The sequence below is a fragment of the Lentzea sp. NPDC037011 genome (assembly GCF_055607425.1).
Map to the genome: position 1 here is coordinate 159148 of NZ_JBVJRT010000002.1, position 17787 is coordinate 176934.

General features: G+C 72.0%; 16 protein-coding genes. 9 read left to right on the forward strand and 7 right to left on the reverse strand.

Going from position 1 to position 17787, the window contains the following annotated elements; genetic code table 11:
- The first annotated feature begins 125 nt into the window (after window positions 1–125).
- The 3 genes from ACZ7CH_RS05490 to ACZ7CH_RS05500 all read left to right on the forward strand — a co-directional run bounded on the left by ACZ7CH_RS05490 (window position 126) and on the right by ACZ7CH_RS05500 (window position 2511).
- The gene (locus ACZ7CH_RS05490) at window positions 126–680 is read left to right on the forward strand and encodes an EF-hand domain-containing protein (RefSeq protein WP_360401621.1); all 555 of its coding nucleotides are present in this window, start codon (window positions 126–128) and stop codon (window positions 678–680) included.
- Between the two features lie 72 nt (window positions 681–752).
- Window positions 753–932 (forward strand): hypothetical protein, encoded by a 180-nt coding sequence (locus ACZ7CH_RS05495; protein WP_470373235.1) that lies wholly within the window; start codon window positions 753–755, stop codon window positions 930–932.
- Window positions 925–2511 carry a protein kinase domain-containing protein gene (locus ACZ7CH_RS05500; RefSeq protein ID WP_470373236.1) on the forward strand — a complete coding sequence of 529 codons (1587 nt, stop codon included), beginning with the start codon at window positions 925–927 and terminating at the stop codon, window positions 2509–2511. The genes ACZ7CH_RS05495 and ACZ7CH_RS05500 overlap by 8 nt, the downstream gene beginning before the upstream one ends.
- A 42-nt stretch (window positions 2512–2553) precedes the next feature.
- Here the strand turns inward: ACZ7CH_RS05500 and ACZ7CH_RS05505 are convergent, their stop codons facing one another.
- On the reverse strand, window positions 2554–2748 hold the full coding sequence (locus tag ACZ7CH_RS05505) for a ferredoxin (RefSeq protein WP_360401627.1): 195 nt from the start codon (window positions 2746–2748) through the stop codon (window positions 2554–2556).
- Window positions 2745–3959, reverse strand: coding sequence for a cytochrome P450 (locus tag ACZ7CH_RS05510; RefSeq protein WP_360401630.1), 1215 nt, complete (start codon window positions 3957–3959; stop codon window positions 2745–2747). Before ACZ7CH_RS05510 ends, ACZ7CH_RS05505 begins: the two co-directional genes overlap by 4 nt.
- 73 nt (window positions 3960–4032) lie before the next feature.
- Here ACZ7CH_RS05510 and ACZ7CH_RS05515 point away from each other — a divergent pair, with 73 nt between their 5' ends.
- A complete protein-coding gene (locus ACZ7CH_RS05515; RefSeq protein WP_470373237.1) occupies window positions 4033–4707 on the forward strand; it encodes a TetR/AcrR family transcriptional regulator in 675 nt (224 codons plus the stop codon).
- A gap of 31 nt (window positions 4708–4738) precedes the next feature.
- On the opposite strand, the gene ACZ7CH_RS05520 is transcribed toward ACZ7CH_RS05515, so the two are convergent.
- Window positions 4739–7975, reverse strand: coding sequence for a hypothetical protein (locus ACZ7CH_RS05520; protein ID WP_470373238.1), 3237 nt, complete (start codon window positions 7973–7975; stop codon window positions 4739–4741).
- Window positions 7976–8207: 232 nt separating this feature from the next.
- On the opposite strand from ACZ7CH_RS05520, the gene ACZ7CH_RS05525 reads away from it, so the two are divergent.
- Complete coding sequence (locus tag ACZ7CH_RS05525) at window positions 8208–9866, forward strand: hypothetical protein (RefSeq protein WP_470373239.1); 1659 nt, start codon at window positions 8208–8210, stop codon at window positions 9864–9866.
- Window positions 9863–10261, forward strand: coding sequence for a hypothetical protein (locus ACZ7CH_RS05530; protein ID WP_470373240.1), 399 nt, complete (start codon window positions 9863–9865; stop codon window positions 10259–10261). Before ACZ7CH_RS05525 ends, ACZ7CH_RS05530 begins: the two co-directional genes overlap by 4 nt.
- Here the strand turns inward: ACZ7CH_RS05530 and ACZ7CH_RS05535 are convergent.
- Window positions 10230–10892 carry a hypothetical protein gene (locus ACZ7CH_RS05535; protein ID WP_360401735.1) on the reverse strand — a complete coding sequence of 221 codons (663 nt, stop codon included), beginning with the start codon at window positions 10890–10892 and terminating at the stop codon, window positions 10230–10232. The two genes, ACZ7CH_RS05530 and ACZ7CH_RS05535, sit on opposite strands and share 32 nt — an antisense overlap.
- A 224-nt stretch (window positions 10893–11116) precedes the next feature.
- On the opposite strand from ACZ7CH_RS05535, the gene ACZ7CH_RS05540 reads away from it, so the two are divergent.
- Genes ACZ7CH_RS05540 through ACZ7CH_RS05550 form a run of 3 tightly spaced genes read left to right on the forward strand, consistent with a single transcriptional unit; the run spans window position 11117 to window position 13760 of the window.
- Window positions 11117–11965, forward strand: coding sequence for a helix-turn-helix domain-containing protein (locus ACZ7CH_RS05540; protein ID WP_470373241.1), 849 nt, complete (start codon window positions 11117–11119; stop codon window positions 11963–11965).
- The gene (locus ACZ7CH_RS05545) at window positions 11940–12113 is read left to right on the forward strand and encodes a DUF397 domain-containing protein (protein WP_470373242.1); all 174 of its coding nucleotides are present in this window, start codon (window positions 11940–11942) and stop codon (window positions 12111–12113) included. The genes ACZ7CH_RS05540 and ACZ7CH_RS05545 overlap by 26 nt, the downstream gene beginning before the upstream one ends.
- A gap of 60 nt (window positions 12114–12173) precedes the next feature.
- The gene (locus ACZ7CH_RS05550; RefSeq protein ID WP_470373243.1) at window positions 12174–13760 is read left to right on the forward strand and encodes an FAD-dependent monooxygenase family protein; all 1587 of its coding nucleotides are present in this window, start codon (window positions 12174–12176) and stop codon (window positions 13758–13760) included.
- Between the two features lie 3 nt (window positions 13761–13763).
- Here the strand turns inward: ACZ7CH_RS05550 and ACZ7CH_RS05555 are convergent, their stop codons facing one another.
- The 3 genes from ACZ7CH_RS05555 to ACZ7CH_RS05565 form a co-directional block, all read right to left on the reverse strand.
- Window positions 13764–14996 (reverse strand): cytochrome P450, encoded by a 1233-nt coding sequence (locus ACZ7CH_RS05555; protein WP_470373244.1) that lies wholly within the window; start codon window positions 14994–14996, stop codon window positions 13764–13766.
- A gap of 90 nt (window positions 14997–15086) precedes the next feature.
- Entirely contained in the window at window positions 15087–16982 is a 1896-nt protein-coding gene (locus tag ACZ7CH_RS05560; protein ID WP_470373245.1) for an FtsX-like permease family protein, read from the reverse strand.
- The gene (locus ACZ7CH_RS05565) at window positions 16976–17722 is read right to left on the reverse strand and encodes an ABC transporter ATP-binding protein (RefSeq protein ID WP_470373246.1); all 747 of its coding nucleotides are present in this window, start codon (window positions 17720–17722) and stop codon (window positions 16976–16978) included. The genes ACZ7CH_RS05560 and ACZ7CH_RS05565 overlap by 7 nt, the downstream gene beginning before the upstream one ends.
- Window positions 17723–17787 lie beyond the last annotated feature (65 nt).

Genomic DNA, 17787 nt, shown 5'->3' on the forward strand with positions numbered 1-17787 from the left:
ATCACGTTCACGCTCGCGCGCTCCCATGCCGTTGAACCCGCAATCACCCGGAGCGGTGGAACAACTCCACCCGGCTGGGCGACCTGCGTTGCGCGCCAGGGGGTCGCGTGAACACAGTGCCGGACATGAAGCAGGTGTTGCAGCACAGGATCGACGCGACGTTCGCCCACTACGACGTGAACGGCAACGGTGTCATCGAGCTCGCCGACGTCTACGCGCTGGCGGAGCGGTTGTTGCGGGCGTTCGGGGAGCCGGCGGGGTCGGAGCGCGGGCGGGAGCTGGTGGAGGCGCACGACCGGTTCTGGGAGATGCTGGCCGTGCACTGCGACGCCGACCGGGACGGGCAGGTCTCGCCGGAGGAGTACCGGGAGGCGATGATCGAGATGTTCGTGACCGGAGGGCCGATCGAGGCGGACTTCCTGGAGGTGGTGCAGGAGCTGCTGGCCCTCGCGGACACCGACGGTGACGGGCGGGTCGACGTGGACGAGTTCACCGTGCTGCTCAAGGCGCGCGGGCTCGGTGACGACGAGTGCGGGGTGGCGTTCGCGCACCTCGACACCGACGGTGACGGGGCGATCAGCGTGCCGGAGTACATCGCGGCGGTGCGCGACTACTACACGAACCCGGCCGAGGACACGCCCGGCAGCTGGCTGTACCCGAAGGCGTTGCAGCGCACCTGACGGGACCGGGCCCCGTTCGCGGTGCCGGCGTTGCCGTGCTCCACCCGGTCGACGAGTGCGCCGAGCTGGTTCGTGGGCACGGCGCTGAGCCCGCCGGGCGTGCTCAGCCGCTCGCTGGTGACCGGTACCGCGACCTGGTCCGCCCCGGACCTGTCGGCGATCCGGGGGGAGCTGCTGACGTTCGCGGCACGTCATCGTGCCCCCCGTTCACCGGACCGGGTGATCGGCTTGCGAGACTTCCCGCATGCGTGAGGTGGGCAACGGGCGCTACCGGCTGATCCGCGAGCTGGGGCGGGGCGGCATGGGTGCCGTGTGGCTCGGCGAGGACTCGGTCCTGGGCCGGGAGGTCGCGGTCAAGGAGCTGCTGCTGCCCGGCACCGTGCCCGCCCACGAGCGGGCCGTCTACCAGGAACGGGTGCTGCGCGAGGCGCGCATCGCGAGCCGGCTGTCCGAACCCGCCGTGGTGACCGTCTTCGACCTGATCTCCGAGGACGACCAGACGTTCATCGTGATGGAGCTGATCAACGCTCCCACCCTGGACGCGTGCGTCGACCGCGACGGCCCGCTCGGCGTGAGGGAGGCCGCCACGCTCGCCGGCCAGCTGCTGGACGCGCTGGAGGCCGCGCACGAGCAGGGCATCGTGCACCGCGACGTCAAGCCGGGCAACGTCATGGTGCCCGGCAGGGGCACGGCGAAGCTCACCGACTTCGGCATCGCGCAGTCGCTCGACGACCCGCGGCTCACCGCCACCGGGACGCTGATCGGCTCGCCCGCCTACATGTCACCGGAACGCCTGGCGGGCGGGGAGGCCTCACCGGCGTGGGACCTGTGGGCGCTGGGCGCCACGCTGTTCTACGCGGTCGAGGGCCGCGGCGCGTTCGACCGCCCGACGACCTCGGCGACGATCCTCGCGGTGATGAGCGAACGTCCGGTGCCGCGGGTCAGCGGACCGCTGGGCGAGCTGATCACCGGCCTGATGGAGCCCGACCCGCAGCGCCGCCTCGGCACCGGGCAGGCCCGCCGGCTGATCACCCGCGCGCTCGTGCAGCCGGACCTGACGGAACGCTTCGAACCGGTGTCGGGGCCGATGCCAGCGCCCAGGCCTCCCGCGTTCCACAGCGGCCCGGTCGCCACGCCGCCACCGTTCACCACGCCACCACCGTTCACCGCGGCCCCACCGGTCGAGGTCCTCGTACCGCCGCGCAAGCGCCGCTCGGTCGGCATGTACCTGTCGGCGACGCTGACGCCGTTGTTCATCGTCGGAGTGTTCGTCCTGCTGTACTTCACCGTCTTCAAGCCGATGCTCGGCAACACGGGGTTCGGCAACACGGGCCTGGGCAACACGGGTGCCGGCAACACGGGCGACGGCCCCGCCAGCTCAGCGGCGATGCAACCGGTGCTGACCCTGGGCATCGACGGCGACATCAAGGACGACAGCCTGCTGGCGTTCAGGAAGGACTGCCTGGCCTGGACGCCCGCGAAGGACGCCGCGCCGATCAAGCCGCAGCAGCGCGGCGGCTGTTACAAGGAGCACGCGACCGAGGTCCTCGACACCGTGCTCGCCAACTCCGAGATGGAGAAGGACGTGGCGTACCCCGGCGTGGAGGAGCTGACGAAGATCGGCGGCACCGCCTGCACCCGCACGTTCCTGTCGAACAAGGTCACCGGGCAGGACAAGGAGAAGACGCTGCGGTACTGGGTGGTGGTCCCGACCGCCGAGTCGTGGAAGGTGAAGACCCAGAACGGCTACCGGCACTCCAGCCGCATCATCCACTGCTTCGTGGGCAGGGCGGACGGCACGCCGCTGACCGAGCCGCTGATGGCGCAGTGAGGCGCGGCGCGGTGCGTCGAGAGCACCGCGCCGCACCCGTTCTCAGTCCTCCACGCTGATCGCGGACGCCGGGCACACCTCGGCCGCGTGCCGCACGTCGGCCCGGCGTTCCTCCGCGGGGCTCGGGTTCAGCAGGTCCACCAGCCCGTCCTCGTCGCGCTGGTCGAACACGTCGTCGGCGGCGAGCACGCACTGCCCGGCCCCGACGCACCTGCCCTGGTCGACGCTGACCCTCATTCCGACCTCCACGTCACCGGCAGTTCGGACACGCCACCCGTGAGCGTGGCCCTGATTTCAAGCTCCGACACGTCCTTGGCCAGCCGCATCCGCGGCAACCGCTTGGCCAGCGCCGCGAACACGACCCGCAGCTCGGTCCTGGCCAGCGACGCGCCGATGCAGAAGTGCGCGCCGTGCCCGAACCCGAGGTGCGTCCTCTCCGGACGGTCGGGGTTGAACACCTCCGCGTCGGAGTACACCCCGTCGTCCCGGTTCGCGGCGTTGATCGACAGGATCAGCGCGTCACCGCGCTCGATCGTCACGCCGGCGATGTCGACGTCCTCGTGCGCGTACCGCAGCAGCCCCAGGTCACCGGGCGCGCCGAGCCGCATGATCTCCTCGACCACCGCGTCGACGTGCCCGTCCGGGTCGGCGACCAGCGCGTCCCAGTGCTCGCGGTTGGTCATGAGGAACAGCACGCCGAGCCCGATCCGGTTGACCGTGGTCTCGTGGCCCGCGAACAGCAGCCCGACGCACAGCCGCACCATCTGCTCGTAGTCGAACGCCGAGTCGGCGCCCTGCGCGCGGACCAGGTCGGAGATCACGTCCTCACCGAGGTCCGGTCGCTTGGTCTCGATCAGCCCGATCATGTAGCGGAAGAACTCCTCGCGCGCCCGGTGCGCCTCCTCGCCGATCGCCGTGCCCGCCATGCGCTCGGACAACGACGCGAACAGCTCGCTGTCGGCCTCCGGTACGCCGAGCAGGCGGCAGATCATGGCCACCGGCAACGGGAACGCCAGCCCGCGGTGCAGGTCGACGACCCCGGCGGTCTCGTGCTCCGCCTCCAGCCGGTCGAGGTACCCCTCGATCAACCGTTCCATGTGGTCGGACAGCATCCGCATGCGCTTGGCGGAGAACGCGGGCGTGAGCAGGCGCCGCATCCGCGCGTGGTCGGCCTCCTCGGTCTCGTACTCGCCGGTCGGCCCGTCCAGCACGGCCGCGGTCGTGATCCGCGAGGCCTGCTCGGGGTGCGGGTGGGAACGGCCGAAGCGCTTGTCACCGAGCAGGAGGCGCACCTCCTCGAACCGGGTCACGAGCCACGCGGGGTCGCCGGTCGGTGTGGTGACCGGGGCGATGGGGGCCTCTCTGCGCAGCAGCGAGTAGAGCGGGGCGAGTTCGAGCACGTTCGGCCTGGGCAAAGGCAGCTGAATGCGTTCGGGAGCAAGGCTCATGACCCCGACCGTACCGTTTATTGGCACTGGCTGCCATTAAACTTTCGAGCCTCTGACGTGCTTGAATCACCCGATGGCGGACGTTGTGGCGGAAAACGGGGCACCCCGCAGGGGCCGGCCGCCGGTGAGCGGCGAGCAACGCCGCCGCCAGCGCCTGGAGATCTCCCGCCACGCCGTGCGCCTGTTCGCCGAGCAGGGCGTCGCCGCCACCTCCGGGGAGCAGATCGCCCAGGCCGCCGGCGTCTCCGAACGCACCTTCTGGCGCCACTTCCCGCACAAGGAGAGCTGCGTCGAGCCCCTCCTCACCCGCAGCGTGGACGCCTTCTGCGCCGTGCTGCGCGCCTGGCCGGCCGAGCTCGACCTGATCGACCACCTCCGCACCGCCTACCAGCCCGTCCTCGACGCGGGCTCCGACGACGACGTGGCCGCGGTCTTGGCGGTCGTCCGCCTCACCCACCACGAACCCGCCCTGCGCGCCGCGTACCTGATGCTCCGCGAACGCGACGAGGACGCCCTCGCCGAAGTCCTCGCCCACCGCATGGCCCTCCCCGCCGACTCGATCGCCGTCCGCGTCCAGGCCGCCGCCATGAGCGCGGTGCTGAAGGCCGCGACCGACGACGTGGCGGCCGCCACCGCCGGCGGCATCACACCGGAGGCACTCGAGGACCACAGGGAGCACCTCGCCCGCGCCCTCGGCCTCGTGCTGCGCGGCCTGTCGGACGCGGGCTCGCTGATGCGCGAACGCTGACCGCTCCGGCGTGCCCGAACGGGCGCGGAACCTACTCGCGGGTTGTGACCAGTGCCAGGGCCGCCTCCCGAACGTCCGGGTCGGGGTGGGCGCGCAGCTCACGCAGCAGGGTGCGCCAGAACTCCGGCCAGCCCTCGGTTTCGCCGGCCACGTCGGCGAAACCGAGGGCCACCAAGGGCGCCGGGGCGAGCAGGGCGGTGGCCAGGGTGCGGAGCTGTGCGGGGGTGGTCTTGGCGGCGTTGTGGCGCAGCCAGCGCTGAAGTTCGGTGCGGGCGTCCAGTGCGAGCGTCGGGCGAGTGGCCAGGGAGGCGGTGAACAGCACCTGGTCGAGGACGTCGTCGGCCTGCCAGTCGACGGCGCTCGCGGCCAGGCGGATCGCTTCGCGCGGCATGGGGGTGGCCAGGTCGTGGGCCAGCAGGCGTTCGAAGGCGCGGTGGGTGGGGGAGGTGCGGTCGTCGGCGAGGAGGCGGACGACCGCGCGGATGCGTTGGCGTGCGGGGAGGTCGCGGTCCGGTTCGGCGTTGTGGGTGTCCAGTGTGGACATCAGGCGGGTCACTGCCGTGCGCAACGGGGTGAGGTCGTCCTCGCAGGCGGCGACCAGGGCGGTGAGGGCCTGCTGCCAGGTCGCGGTGCGGGTGAGGTCGGTGGTGAGGTCGGCGAGCAGGTCCGTGCCGCCGGTGTCCCAGCGCGACCACAGCGGCAGGGTGGCCAGTGCCCGCCGGGCGGCTTCCGGTTCGGAGCGCACGGCGATCGCGCGGACCAGTGACGCGTAACGGGTGCGGTGGCGGTCGGCGACGTCCTGCGGTGGCAGGTCCAGCACCGACAGCGCCACGGGGGCCTCGCCTTCGGCCGCTGCCGACAGCAGGTCCCAGGCGGCCTCGTCGTCGAGGAAGTAGCGGCACGCCGAGACGATGGCGCGCTTGATGTCGCGGTGGGTGTCCGGCCAGATCGCCGCCAGCTCGGGGAGTGCGCCGGGCACCTGGTGTTCGGCGAGCAGACGGACGGCCTCCTTGCGCGACGTCACCTTCTTGCCGCGCAACACCGGTGCGAGCAGCGCGCGCAAGCGGGTGGGTGGGGTGAAGCGTGCGCAACGGGTTGCGGCGTACACGGCGACGCGGGCGCGGTCGGTGTCGGCCAGCGCCAGCAGGTCCGGGAGCACGTCGGCCGGTTCGTCGGTCCACGCCAGTGCGCTCAGCGCCGCCTCGGCCACCCGGACCTCGTTGTCGCGCAACAGGGTGCGCAGGGTTGCGGCGGTGCCGGGGACCTGGCCGAGCGCGGTGGTGGCGTTCACCCGCGCGAGGACCGCGTGGCCGGTCGACCGCGCGATCGACGCGAGCTGGGCCGCGTGCTCCGCGATCTGCCGGGGCATCCACAGGTGGAAGCACCGGGTGTAGTGCGGGACGAAGGTGACGTCGGAGTTCCAGAACCGGCCGCGCACGCGCCGGCCGACCACCAGGTCGAGGAGGTCCGTGCGCCGCGTCGACACGGCCCGCTGGACCTCGCCGAGCACGATCGACGAGATGTCGTCGGACAGCACCTGCCCGACCCGGTCGTCACGGGTGGCCGTCGGTGCCAGCCACAGGACGATCGCCTGGCGCGCAACGTTTTCCTGCGCCGCGAACCGCGCCCGTCCGACGAGGTCCTGCAGTTCGGGCAGGTGCCACGCCCTGCGCTCGAGGCCCGCCGCCAGCGCGAGCACGAGCGAGTACTGGTCGCGTCCCGCGTCGGCGGTCATCCTGGGCCGCAGGGCCGCGAACACCTGGTGCTCGGCGCCGCGCGGCAGCGACCGGTGCAGGCCCGGCAGGTGGACGTGGGAGTTGTGCTCTCCCACCAGGTTCAGGCCGTCGAGGCCGGTCTCCACGAGCACCGGCTCGCTCGTCACGGCGCCCTGCCGGACCAGTGCGGTCGCGAGCTCCTGCACCGCGTGCCAGGTGCTCCACGAGCTGTCCCGCGCACGGGTCGCGTCGAGGAGCAGCTTGGCCAGCAACGGTGCCTCGGACGCGCGGAACAGCCACGCCGGCACCTTCGCCAGCGCCATGAGCGCCGGGGCGCGCACCGGGTCCTGCTCGTTCGGCAGCCGGGTGAGGGTCGCGAGCATCGCGGCGAACGCGTCGGGGTCCTTGCTCGCCGCCGCGGCCTGGACGTAGAGCGGGTAGGCCGCGGCGCGTTCGTCCGCCGTGGCGCGCTTCGTGGCCGCCAGCAACGGTTCCCGCGCCTCCTCCCACGGCAGCCGCGCGGTCACCGCCAGCCGCTGGGACGGCGAGTCCGCGACCCGCCGCAGCCCGAGCAACCGTCGTGCCTGCACCGCGCGGTCGGCCACCGGCAGCTCGTCCAGCACCGCGAACGGCACGTCCGGCCGCTCGCCCACGGCTCCCTCGTAGACGGACGCCCGGCGCGACGGCGGCAGCGCGTGCAGCAGGTGCCGCAGCCCGGAGGGGTGCAGCCGGCGTGCGACGGCGACCAGCGCCCGCTCGTCGACACCGGCGAGGCGCCGCCAGAAACGGCCGCTGGCGGGCTGGTGCGCGGAGTCCTGGGCGAGCAGACCGGCGACCCGCTCCGGCGCGACGCGGGCCAGCACCGACGGCAGCCGCACCGACCACACGTGCGGCGCCACCCGTTCGACCAGGTCCAGCACGCGCATGGGCAGCTTTTCCGCCGCACTGCGCACGGCGACCTCGCGGTGGGACCAGATCTGCTTCCACGCTGACACCGGTGCCGCGGCCAGCTCCGCCTCGACCAGGTCGAGCAACGCCGCCGGGTGCCGCTTGCCGATCGCCGACCAGTTCGCCGCCGCGTGCTCCAGCTCCCGCAACGGCGGCGCCGAGCAGGCCACGAGCAGCGCCGCGGCCTCGTCGTCGCCGTGCCGCTCCCACACGACCGGCAGGAGCGCGTCGGCCAGCGCCGTCGCCTGCTCCCGGCGCACCAGCCGGTAGAGCCGCCGCCGGGTCGCGGCCGCCATCTCCGGCAGGCGTTCGAGGAACACCTCCGCGGGCAGGCCCAGCCGGACCGCCGCCCGCAGCGCCGTCCACTGCACCGCCGTCTGCGGTGCCGCGAGCTCCCGCCGGACGTGCTCGCGGTGCCCCGCGATGGCCGCCAGCTGCACCGCCAGCCGCCGCTCGAACGTGCCCCGCCCCGCCAGGTCCCGCAGCACGGCGTCGAGCTCGGCGGTGCCGGCCAGCGAGAGCGCGGTCGTGGCGATGTGCCGTTGCCGCGCGGGTGCGGGCAGCGGGTCGATCGCGGTGAGCAGGGCGGCGGCGGTAGTGGTCACAGCGGGTGATTCTCCGGTCGCCACCGACCTGGCGCGACCGGATTTGCCCAGGGCGTGCGCACGCGTGCTGCCACAGCGGCTACCCTCGGACCGGGGGAGCGTGGCACCGCCTGACCGCGCCGGGAGCCTGGGAACTCCTGTGACGGTGCGGTCGGTGTACCTGGGGTTGGCCCGTTCTCTTCCTTCTGGGGGAAGCGCTGCACAGCGCTCAGGCGAGGAAGTGACGTGGGGGATGTTGTCTCTTGAGCTGGTGCCGTCCGCGGTGCCCGACCTGGTCGACGCCGACCCGGTCCGGACGTGGAGACGGCGGAGGTGGTCGCTGATCGGCGGTGAGGTGCTCACCTCGCTCGGTGCGGCCGGGGTGCTGCTGCTGTGGGCGCGCGGGGTGGAGGTCGACCCGGTGGACCGGGTGGGCCAGGTCAGCGGTCTGGCGGGTCTGCAGCTGGGGTTCGCGGTGATCGCGCTGGCCGTGCTCGTCGCGGTGGTCGTCGCCGCGCGGAAGCGGTGCGCGCACGTCGTCGAACGGCTCGCTGCCGCCGCCGCGGCGGGGTTGTTCAGCGCGCTGGTGGCGGGTGCGGTGGTGGTCGCGTTGCGCGGCACCACCTTCGGCCTGTTCGCGGTCTACGGCGACGCGGGCGTGGTGGTCGGGTGGGCGCGGTCGCTGATCGAGACCGGTGGGATGCCGTACACCTACCCACCGGGCTTCATCCACGCGATGGCGTGGTTCAGCGAGCTCACCGGCAGCACGCCCGAGCACGCGCTCAAGGTGCTGCAGATCACCGGGACCGCGCTGTTCGGCCCGGTCGCGTACCTTGCCTGGCGGCTGGTGCTGCGGCCGATGTGGGCGCTGGTGCTGGGCGTGGTGCCGGGCATGGTGCTCATCGAGCCGTACAAGGTCTACGCGAACCTGATGCTCGTCGTGCTGGTGCCGGTGATGTTGTTCCTGCTGCACCGCCTGCGCAGGGCCGACCAGTTCACGTACCGCGCGCTCGTGGTGCGCGGCATCGGGGTCGGCGCCGTGGTCGGTGTGGTGTTCCTCGTCTACTCGGGCTGGTTCGTGTGGTCGGCACCCGGTGCGGTCGTGGCGGCACTGGTGGTGTTCCCGTGGCGCACGGGCCTGTGGCGCGGTCTCACGCTGCTGGCGGTGACGACGGTGACGTTCGTCGCGGTGTCATACCTCCACCTGTCCACCATCCTGTCCTCGTCGAGCGGCATGACGGACCGCTACTTCTACTTCGACGTCCACACCGAACCGACCTACATCGCGATGACCCGCGGCGACATGCCCGGCGCGGAACCGGGTCCGTGGCCGCCGCCCGGTGAGCTGGGCGGCGTGGGCGTGTTCACGATCATCGCGCTCGTCGGTGTGGCCGCGGCGATCGCGGTGGGGCGCAACCGGACCGCCGTGATCCTGCTGACGAGCCTCTTCGCCGGCGCGTGGCTGGTCCGGTTCTACTACGCCTCGACGATGTACGAGCGCGACGCCGTGCAGCTCTACCCGCGCAGCACCGCCGAGCTGCTCTACACGATGTTGCTGCTGTGCGGTTTCGCGCTGTACTTCGGCGTGCAACGGCTGGAGGGCCTGCCGAAGCTGCGGCCGTGGCTCGGTGCGCGTTCGCTGCGGATCGCCGCGCTGGCGGGGATGTTCGTGCTGATCGCGATGGCCGGGTCGTCGATCGGCGACCGCTACATGCCGCGTTCGGACCACTCGCTGGGCATGCTCGCGCTGGCCTCACACCTGACACGGCAACCGGACGGGACGTGTCCGGCGTACACGCGGACGCTCCGCGTGGACTGCGCCGACAACGACGACGAGTACTGGAGCCTGTTGCCGGGCTTGGCGCGGGACGCGCCACGGCCGGGCCTGCTGCCGCACCGGACCGGCGGATGAGCAGGGTCGTCGCGGTGGTGGCCGCGGTGCTCGCGGTCGCCATCGGCCTGGCCGACCGGTTCGCCGAACCGGTCGCCGTGCCGTTCGGGCAGGACCCGGGGTGGCTGCTGCCGCTGCTCGACGAGCTGCGGCTCTGCACCCGGTACGAGCTGGTCGCCGTGGTGGTCGTCGCGGCGGTGGTGGCCGGGTGGCGGCGGGACGCCGTCGTGCTGGCCGGGTGCGCGGGGCTGCTCGTGTTCCTGTGGCTGGACCACCCCGCGGAGCAGGGGACGGCGTTCCTCACCCAGGACGACTACGACTCCCTGCGCGTGTACAACTACAACGGGTTCATCGCGGCCGGTGTGCTGGTGGCGGCCGCGGTGGTCAGCGGTTGCCGACGAGCGAGTCCAAAGTAGCCGTGCCGTTCTGCTCGCAGCGGTGCCCGGACTCGCGCAGCACCTCGGGGTTCTTCGCGTCGTCCTCCTTGCCCGCGTCCTTGAACAGCTTCGTCAGGATCGCGAGCTGCTGGTCGGCACCGGCGAACAGGAACTCGTTGCACGTCGACCGCGCGTTCAGCGGCCCGTCGGACGGCCCGGAGGCACCGCCCGCGAAGTACAGGCCGCCGACGACCAGGGTCATGATCAGCAGACCGAGCGCGAGTCCGCCCTTGCCCGGCGGTTTCTCCTGCACCAGCCACGCCTCGACCGCCTCGATGAACGGCGCGGACGCGGTGAGCTGCTTGTCGATCCAGAACTCCCAGTCGACCTCCACCTGGTCGTCGGCCACTTCGAACTGGGCGTGGTCGGCCGCGAACAGCGCGCTCACCACCAGCTCGCGCGGGTACGACCACGACTGGAACGGGTCTGGCCGCACCACCACCAGGCGGTCGGGCAGCAGCAGGACGACGTCACGCGCGCCGCGCGCGAGACGTTGGGTGTGTCCTGATCCGATGACGGCGCCCGCGAGCCAGGCCAGCACCTGGCCGCGTTCGGGTTCGTCAAGGGCGTCAACGGCGATCTCGAACAGGCCGTCGAGGTCCGGCTCCATGGGCACCACTTTCGGCAGCGGGGGACGCCTGGCTATCGTTCGGCGACCGAGCCGGAGTTACCCGTGAAGGCCCAAGTTCGTCCGAATGGCGCTGTCGTGACGATGGCCACGTGACGCTGCGGTCACGGCCGTTCGCAGCCGGTCCACCGCACAACATCGGCCGCTGATCATTTTCACCCGAATGAGCCGGTACGTGCTCTTCGAGCAACCCCTAGCGTCAGCCTATGGCCACCACCACACCATCCACGGCGTACAGCCGCGACCTGGGCGACGAGCTGCGCCGGTTGCGGGAGACCTCCACGAACCTGAGCGGCGCCGCGCTCGCCGTCCGGCTCGGCTGGGACCCCAGCAAGGTGTCCACCATCGAGCACGGCAAGTACCGCGCCAGCGAGATCGACCTCGTGCAGTACCTGACGATGTGCGGCAAGGACGTCGACTTCTTCGAGGACTTCAAACGGCGCTACCGAACCGCGTTCGACGAGTACGTCGTGCAGATATCGGACAACTTGCGGACGCTCGCCCTGGCCGAGTCGACCGCGTTGTCGATCATCAGCTACGACTCGAGGGTCATCCCGGGCCTGCTGCAGACACCGGAGTACGCCGAAGCGGTGTACCGGCTGACCGGGTTCGTGCCGGAGGAGCGGATCTCGACGCTGGTCCAGTTCCGAATCGACCGGCAGTCGGTGCTGCGGCGCCACGATCGGCCGACTTGCTTGTTCTACGTCCATGAGCGTGCGTTGCAGCAACAGGTCGGCGACGGCCGGATCATGGAGGAGCAGTACCTCCAGCTGCTGTTCGCGGCGCGCATGGTCAGGATCGTGCCGGCCGACGAGCCCGTCGCCTGGTCGGACTGCGTGCTGTGGGAGTACGAGAAGGCGATGCCGGTCGCGTTCAGCGACACCGATCTGGCGAAGGTCTTCGTGCAGGACCCGGCGGTGATCGTTCGCACCCGGCTGCTGTTCGACCGTTTGGCTGAGGTCGCCTTGGATGAGGAACAATCGCGGAGCAAGCTGGCTGAGTACATCAGCCCACCGCGAGAGGACCTCGATGACTCAGGAACGAGCATGGCGTAAGAGCAGCTACAGCGGCGGCACCGAGGACAGCAACTGCGTCGAGGTCGCGCTGTCCGGCGACGCCCTCGTGCGCGACTCGAAGAACCCCGGGGGCGCCGTCCTGACGTTCGCTCCCGGCGCGTGGAAGAACTTTCTCGAAACTCGTTGAACCGTTCCCCGTCTCACCACGTGTCATCGCCGTCACCAGGTGAGCAGGGGGAGCGGTTCGATGGCACGCGACGACGAGAAGACGGTCCTGTTCGGCCAGGCGGCCGGCCCGACGGTGATGCTGCCGCGTCAGGGCGCACAGCTCGTGCGCCTGCCGCGGCGCAGCACCCCGATGCGCGTCGACGTCGCGGGCGGCGGCCCGGTCGGGCTGGCGTTCGCGTGCTCGCTGAAGACGATGCTCGGCGACCAGGTCTCGCTGCGCGTGCACGACCGCCGCTGGAAGCGCCACGCGGGCCGCGTCGTGTGGAAGGACGCCTCCGACGGCAACAACCGCCGCGAGCAGGTCGTGACGCTGCAGAGCAACGTCTGGGCCGCCCTGCCCGCCGAGGTGCGGCAGCGGTTGTTCGCCGACGGCCGCTTCTCCGAGATGTGGCCGCTCGGCCCCGACTCACCCGCGTCGAAGGGCCGTCCGCGCAACATCAAGGTCCGCTGGATCGAGGACGCGCTGCTGGACCTGGCCCAGGACCTCGGCGTCGAGCTGCTGCCGCAGGCCTACACCGTTCCCTCGAAGTGGGACGGCCTGCACGTGCTCGCCATCGCCGACGGCGCCCGTTCCGCGACCCGCGAGGCCCTGAAGCCGCACTTCGGCACGCCGTCACGCGAACTGTTCAGTGTGGACGGTTCGCCGCTGGACGAGCGCGTGCTGGGCATCCGCGTGGTGTCGTCGAAGGTGCCCGACGAGCACACCGTGCCGTTGACGGTGGCGCAGAACCGGTTCCTGTTCAACTCGATGGGCGGCGGCTTCATCAACATGCGCCTCACCGCGGAGGAGGCCTCGGAGATCGTCGCGCTGGGCGCCAACGGCCCCATCGCGTGCATCGGCAGGTTCGGCTGCACGATGCGCCCCGAGGGCGGTCGCTTCGTGTGCGACCGGCACCGCTCGGTGTTCAAGCCGTCCGTGGACAAGCTCTCCTACCTGTGGCCCCGGATTCTCGACGGTCTGCGGTTCTTCGGCGCCGGCGTGGCCGACGTCGTGGGCATCACGTCGTTCACCCTGGGCATGCAGCAGATGTCGAAGTTCACCGCGCAGCTCTCGCCGTCCACGTACGGCTTCCTGCTCGGCGACGCCGCCAACTCCCTGCACTTCTGGCCCGGCCGCGGCCTCAACACGGGCCTGAAGAGCGCCCAGTCGCTCGCGGTGAACCTGTTCCAGCGCTGGAAGGGCCGCGGTTTCCGCGCCGCCGACTTCGCCCAGCACGAGGGGATCATGCAGCAGCTCCAGTACCGCGAGAAGTCCCGCGCCTGGACCACGATGCTGATGCCCGACGCCGACGGCGTGCCGCGCGGCATCGAGGACCGCATCCGCGACGGCCTGACCGGCCCGTTCGACCGCGAGCCGCTGGTCGCCGAACTCTTCCAGCGCGTCAAGGACGTCAAGGCGCGCCTGGGCGACCGGATGGGCTCGCTGGCCTCCGACGAGTGGTACCTGGGGCGCATCCAGGCGCTCGACGTGCGGACGTTGAAGGTGATGGTCGAGTCGGGGGCGTGGATCACGCGGGAGATCGGCGGGGACGAGGTCGTGGTGCCGGCCGCGGTGCCCGCCGAGCCGGTGGCCGGGGTGCGCCCCGGTCTGTCGCTGGTCTCGTGACGCTCAGCCCAGGCTGACCGGCAGCCGTTCGAACCCGCGCAGGATGCGCGTCGGCCGCCGACCGGCGCCCTGCTCCAGCCGCAGCCCCGGGAACCGCCGGAACATCGCCCGCAGCCCGATCTCGCCCTCCATCCGCGCGAGCGCCGCCCCGAGGCAGTAGTGGCGGCCCGCTCCGAACGACACGTGGTCGCGCGCGTTGGCGCGGGTCACGTCGAAGGTGTGCGGGTCGGTGAACACGTCCGGGTCGCGGTTCGCACCGGCCAGCACGGTCGCGACGAGCTGCCCGCGGCGGACCGGCACGCCGAGGACCTCGGTGTCCTTCACGCAGGTCCGGCCGGTCAGCAGCACCGGCGGGTCGTGGCGCAGCACCTCGTCGACGGTGTTCGCCCACAGCTCCGGCCGCGCGCGCAGCACCTCCAGCTGCCCGGGGTGGCCGGCCAGCAGCGAGATGCCGTTGCCGAGCAGGTTCACCGTCGTTTCGAACCCCGCCGCCAGCACCAGGCCCGCCGTGGACTTGAGCTCGCGTTCGGTGAGGCCCACGCCGTCGTCGCTCGCGGTGACCAGGCGGCTGAGCAGGTCGGTGCCGGGCCTGGCGCGCAGGGCGTCGATGTGGCGGCTGAGCCAGGCGTCGAACTCGGCCAGCGTCGTCTCGACGTCGCGGAACACCCGCCACGACAGGCCCAGGTCGAGGCTCGGTGCCGCGGAGGCGCCGAACGCCAGCACCCTCGCGCGGTCTTCCTGCGGCACGCCGAGGATCTCGGAGATCACCGTGACCGGCAGCAGGCCGCAGTAGGTCTGGATCAGGTCCACCGGGTCGCTCGGGTCGAGGCCGTCGAGGAGCTGGTCCGCGATCTCCTGCGTGCGGTGCCGCAGCTGCTCGACCGCGCGCACGGTGAACACGCGCGTGACGAGCTTGCGGTAGCGGGTGTGCGCGGGCGGCTCGGTGACCAGCAACGACGGCGGCTGCACCGGGTGCAGCACGTCGGTGGCCGCCCAGTCCGCGATCCTGCCCAGCACACCGTTGCCGTAACGGGGGCGGCTGGCCTGGAAGGCGTCACTGCCCAGCACCTCGCGCACGGCGGCGTGGCTGGTCGTGACGTGTCCGATGCCGGTGGGCGCCAAGGGGCCGTGTGCCCTGATCTCGTCGAACAACCCCGTGAGGTCGTTGCCGTTGTTCGCCTCGACCGTGATGCGGCCCTGGAGGTCGCCCTTGCGCGCGGCCAGGCGCAACGCCACCCTCGGCACGCCGTGGTTCAAGCCCCAGCGGATGACCGTTTTGATGGTCGCCTCCTTCGCACGGGAACGACGCCCAGGGTAGGCGCTGGTTCACGAGGTTGAGGAGACCTTCCAGGTCGTGAGCGCGCAAGCGACCGCGGTGACCACCAGCGCGCCCGCCGAGAGCACGCCGAACAACCCCCACGGCACGGCCACGACGCCACCCGTCCCACCGGCCACCCCGATCAACGCCCCCGCCGCCACCAGGGCACCGAGCAGCAGACCGACCACGGTGACCACGGTCGACTCGATCAACGCGGCCGTGGTGACCTGCTGGCGGGTGAGGCCGGACAGGCGCAGGACCGCGAACTCGGCGCGGCGTTCGGCGCCGGCGATGACCACGGCGTTGACGGCGGCGATGGCCGCGTACAGACCGGACAGTCCCATGAGGACGGCCATGATGACGAGGTTGCCGCCCTGCTGGGCCTTCGCGGCGGCACCGGCCCACTCGGCGACGGTGCGGACGGTGCCGAGGTTCCCGGCGGCGATGGCGGAGCGGACGGTGGCGGGGTCGGTGCCGGGGGTGAGGCGCAGGAACGTCTGCGTGGGGGAGGTGGCGAGCAGGTCGGCGGGGACGGCGTCGCGGGAGAGCAGGAACTCCTCGCCCAGCGCCAGGGTCTCCGGCAGGCGGGCGACGAAGCGAAGGGTGGTCTCCTGGCCGTTGTGCCGCAGGGTGACCGTCTCACCGACCAGTCGGTCGCCCCACACCGCGGAGCCGCCCGCGACCGTCAGGCCGGTCAGTGCGGCGAGGTCGCCGGAGCGGGGCTGGGTCACGTGGGTCTCCAGGTAGGTCACCGGGTCGACGGCGAACACGAGGTCGTCGTAGGTCTGCGGGCGGGGCGGGTCGTCGGGGGACTCGGCGCTCAGGGCCGTGATCGACACCGGGAGGAGGGTCTGCGGGGCGGCCACGGCGACGCCGGGGAGTGCGGCGAGGCGGGCGGACTGGGCGCCGGTCGAGTCGACGACCAGGTCGGCGCGGACGGACCGCTCCTGTTCGACGCCGGTGAGCTTCGCCAGCGACCCGAGGGAGCCGTCGATGCCCAGGACCAGCGCGACGAGGACGATCAGCGGTGCGGCGGTCGAGGCGCTGCGGCGGACGCCGTCGCGCAGGTTCGCCCGTGCCAGCTCGGCGAGAGTGCTTCCGGGAAGGACGAACAGCCGGCCCACCAGGGGCACCAGCAGCGGGCTAAGCCTGCTCAGGGCGACTGAGCCGGTCATCGAGATCAGCAACGACATTCCGAGCGCCACCAGCAGGTCGCCGGAGCGGGTCAGCGCGATGAACCCGGCCGTGGCGGCAGCGCACAGCAGGCCGGTGACCCACCTTCCCGGCGTCATCACCCGTGCTGCGGAACCGGTGTCGCGCAAGGCGTCGAGCGGCTGGACCCGCGCGGCGCCGCGGGACGCCGACAGCACGCCGAGCACCGCCACGCCCACGCCGATCGGCACCGACGCGCCCAGCACCCACGGGCCGAACGGCGCCTCGAAGCCGTCGGGCAGGAAGCCGAAGCCGTGCAGCACGGCCGTCTGCGCCAGCGTGGCGGGGAACGCGAGCACGACGCCGACCAGCGTGCCGAAGGCGCCGAGGAACAACGCCTCGCACAGCAGCAGGCGGCGCAGCTGACGCCGGTTCGCTCCCAGCACGCTCAGCAGTGCGAGGTCGCGGCTGCGCTGGGCGACGGTGAACGCGAACGTCGACCCGACGATGAACACCGCGAGGAACGCGGCGAGCGGCACGGTCATCCCGAGCAGCGTGGCGGCGCCGACGTACCCCTCGTTGATCCGCAGCGCCTCCTCCTCGGTGACGCCCGGCGGCACCCAGCCGCGCCCGGTGGCGGCCATGACCAGCAGGGCCGCCTGCACGAGCGCGACGCCCAGCGCCACGGTCAGCACGGCGCCGACGAACAACGGCCAGCGTTCGCGCAACGTGCTCAGCGACAGGGTCAGCACGACTCCTCCAGGCGTGCCAGGCGTTCCGCCACCGCGTGGGTGGTGGGCCGGTCGAGCCGGTCGACCACCCGGCCGTCGGAGAGGAAGACGACCGAGTCGGCCGAGGCCGCGGCGGCGGGGTCGTGGGTGACCATGATGATCGTCTGACCGGCGGTGACGAGGTCCTTCAGCAGGCCCAGCACCGTGCGCGCGGACCGCGAGTCCAGTGCGCCGGTGGGTTCGTCGGCGAACAGCACGGCCGGGCGGGTGATCATCGCGCGGGCGATGGCGACGCGCTGCTGCTGACCGCCGGACAGCTCGCGCGGGCGGTGGTGCTGCCGGTCGGCGAGACCGACCCGGCCCAGCGTCTCCGCGATGTCCTGTGTGGACGCACGGGAGCCGGCGAGCTTCAACGGCAGCGCCACGTTCTGCGCGGCCGTCAGCGAGGCGACCAGGTTGAAGTGCTGGAAGACGAAGCCGATCGACCGGCGCCGCAACGTCGTCAGGTACGCCTCCGGTGCCCTGGTGATGTCGGCGCCGGTCAGCAGCACCTGGCCGGTCGTCACGCGGTCCAGGCCGGTGGCGCAGTGCAGCAGCGTCGACTTGCCCGACCCGGACGGCCCCATGACCGCCGTCCAGGTGCCGGGCGGGAAGCCGAGGCTGATCCCGTCGAGCGCGCGCACCGTGGCGGACTTGGCCCCGTACTGCTTGGTCACCGCGCGCAGCTCGACCGCGAACGGTGTGGTTCCCCCGTAGCTCACGGTGTCAAAGCCAACCGTGCGGAGCCGGGTCCCTGCACTACGTCCAGCGCCCGGATCGAGGTGGG

Bases quoted from the DNA above. Each gene is read 5' to 3' on its own strand.
- ACZ7CH_RS05490 (WP_360401621.1), top strand. From the start codon at position 126: ATGAAGCAGGTGTTGCAGCACAGGATCGACGCGACGTTCGCCCACTAC.
- ACZ7CH_RS05500 (WP_470373236.1), top strand. From the start codon at position 925: ATGCGTGAGGTGGGCAACGGGCGCTACCGGCTGATCCGCGAGCTGGGG.
- ACZ7CH_RS05505 (WP_360401627.1), bottom strand. From the start codon at position 2,748: ATGAGGGTCAGCGTCGACCAGGGCAGGTGCGTCGGGGCCGGGCAGTGC.
- ACZ7CH_RS05510 (WP_360401630.1), bottom strand. From the start codon at position 3,959: ATGAGCCTTGCTCCCGAACGCATTCAGCTGCCTTTGCCCAGGCCGAAC.
- ACZ7CH_RS05515 (WP_470373237.1), top strand. From the start codon at position 4,033: ATGGCGGACGTTGTGGCGGAAAACGGGGCACCCCGCAGGGGCCGGCCG.
- ACZ7CH_RS05525 (WP_470373239.1), top strand. From the start codon at position 8,208: ATGTTGTCTCTTGAGCTGGTGCCGTCCGCGGTGCCCGACCTGGTCGAC.
- ACZ7CH_RS05530 (WP_470373240.1), top strand. From the start codon at position 9,863: ATGAGCAGGGTCGTCGCGGTGGTGGCCGCGGTGCTCGCGGTCGCCATC.
- ACZ7CH_RS05535 (WP_360401735.1), bottom strand. From the start codon at position 10,892: ATGGAGCCGGACCTCGACGGCCTGTTCGAGATCGCCGTTGACGCCCTT.
- ACZ7CH_RS05540 (WP_470373241.1), top strand. From the start codon at position 11,117: ATGGCCACCACCACACCATCCACGGCGTACAGCCGCGACCTGGGCGAC.
- ACZ7CH_RS05545 (WP_470373242.1), top strand. From the start codon at position 11,940: ATGACTCAGGAACGAGCATGGCGTAAGAGCAGCTACAGCGGCGGCACC.
- ACZ7CH_RS05550 (WP_470373243.1), top strand. From the start codon at position 12,174: ATGGCACGCGACGACGAGAAGACGGTCCTGTTCGGCCAGGCGGCCGGC.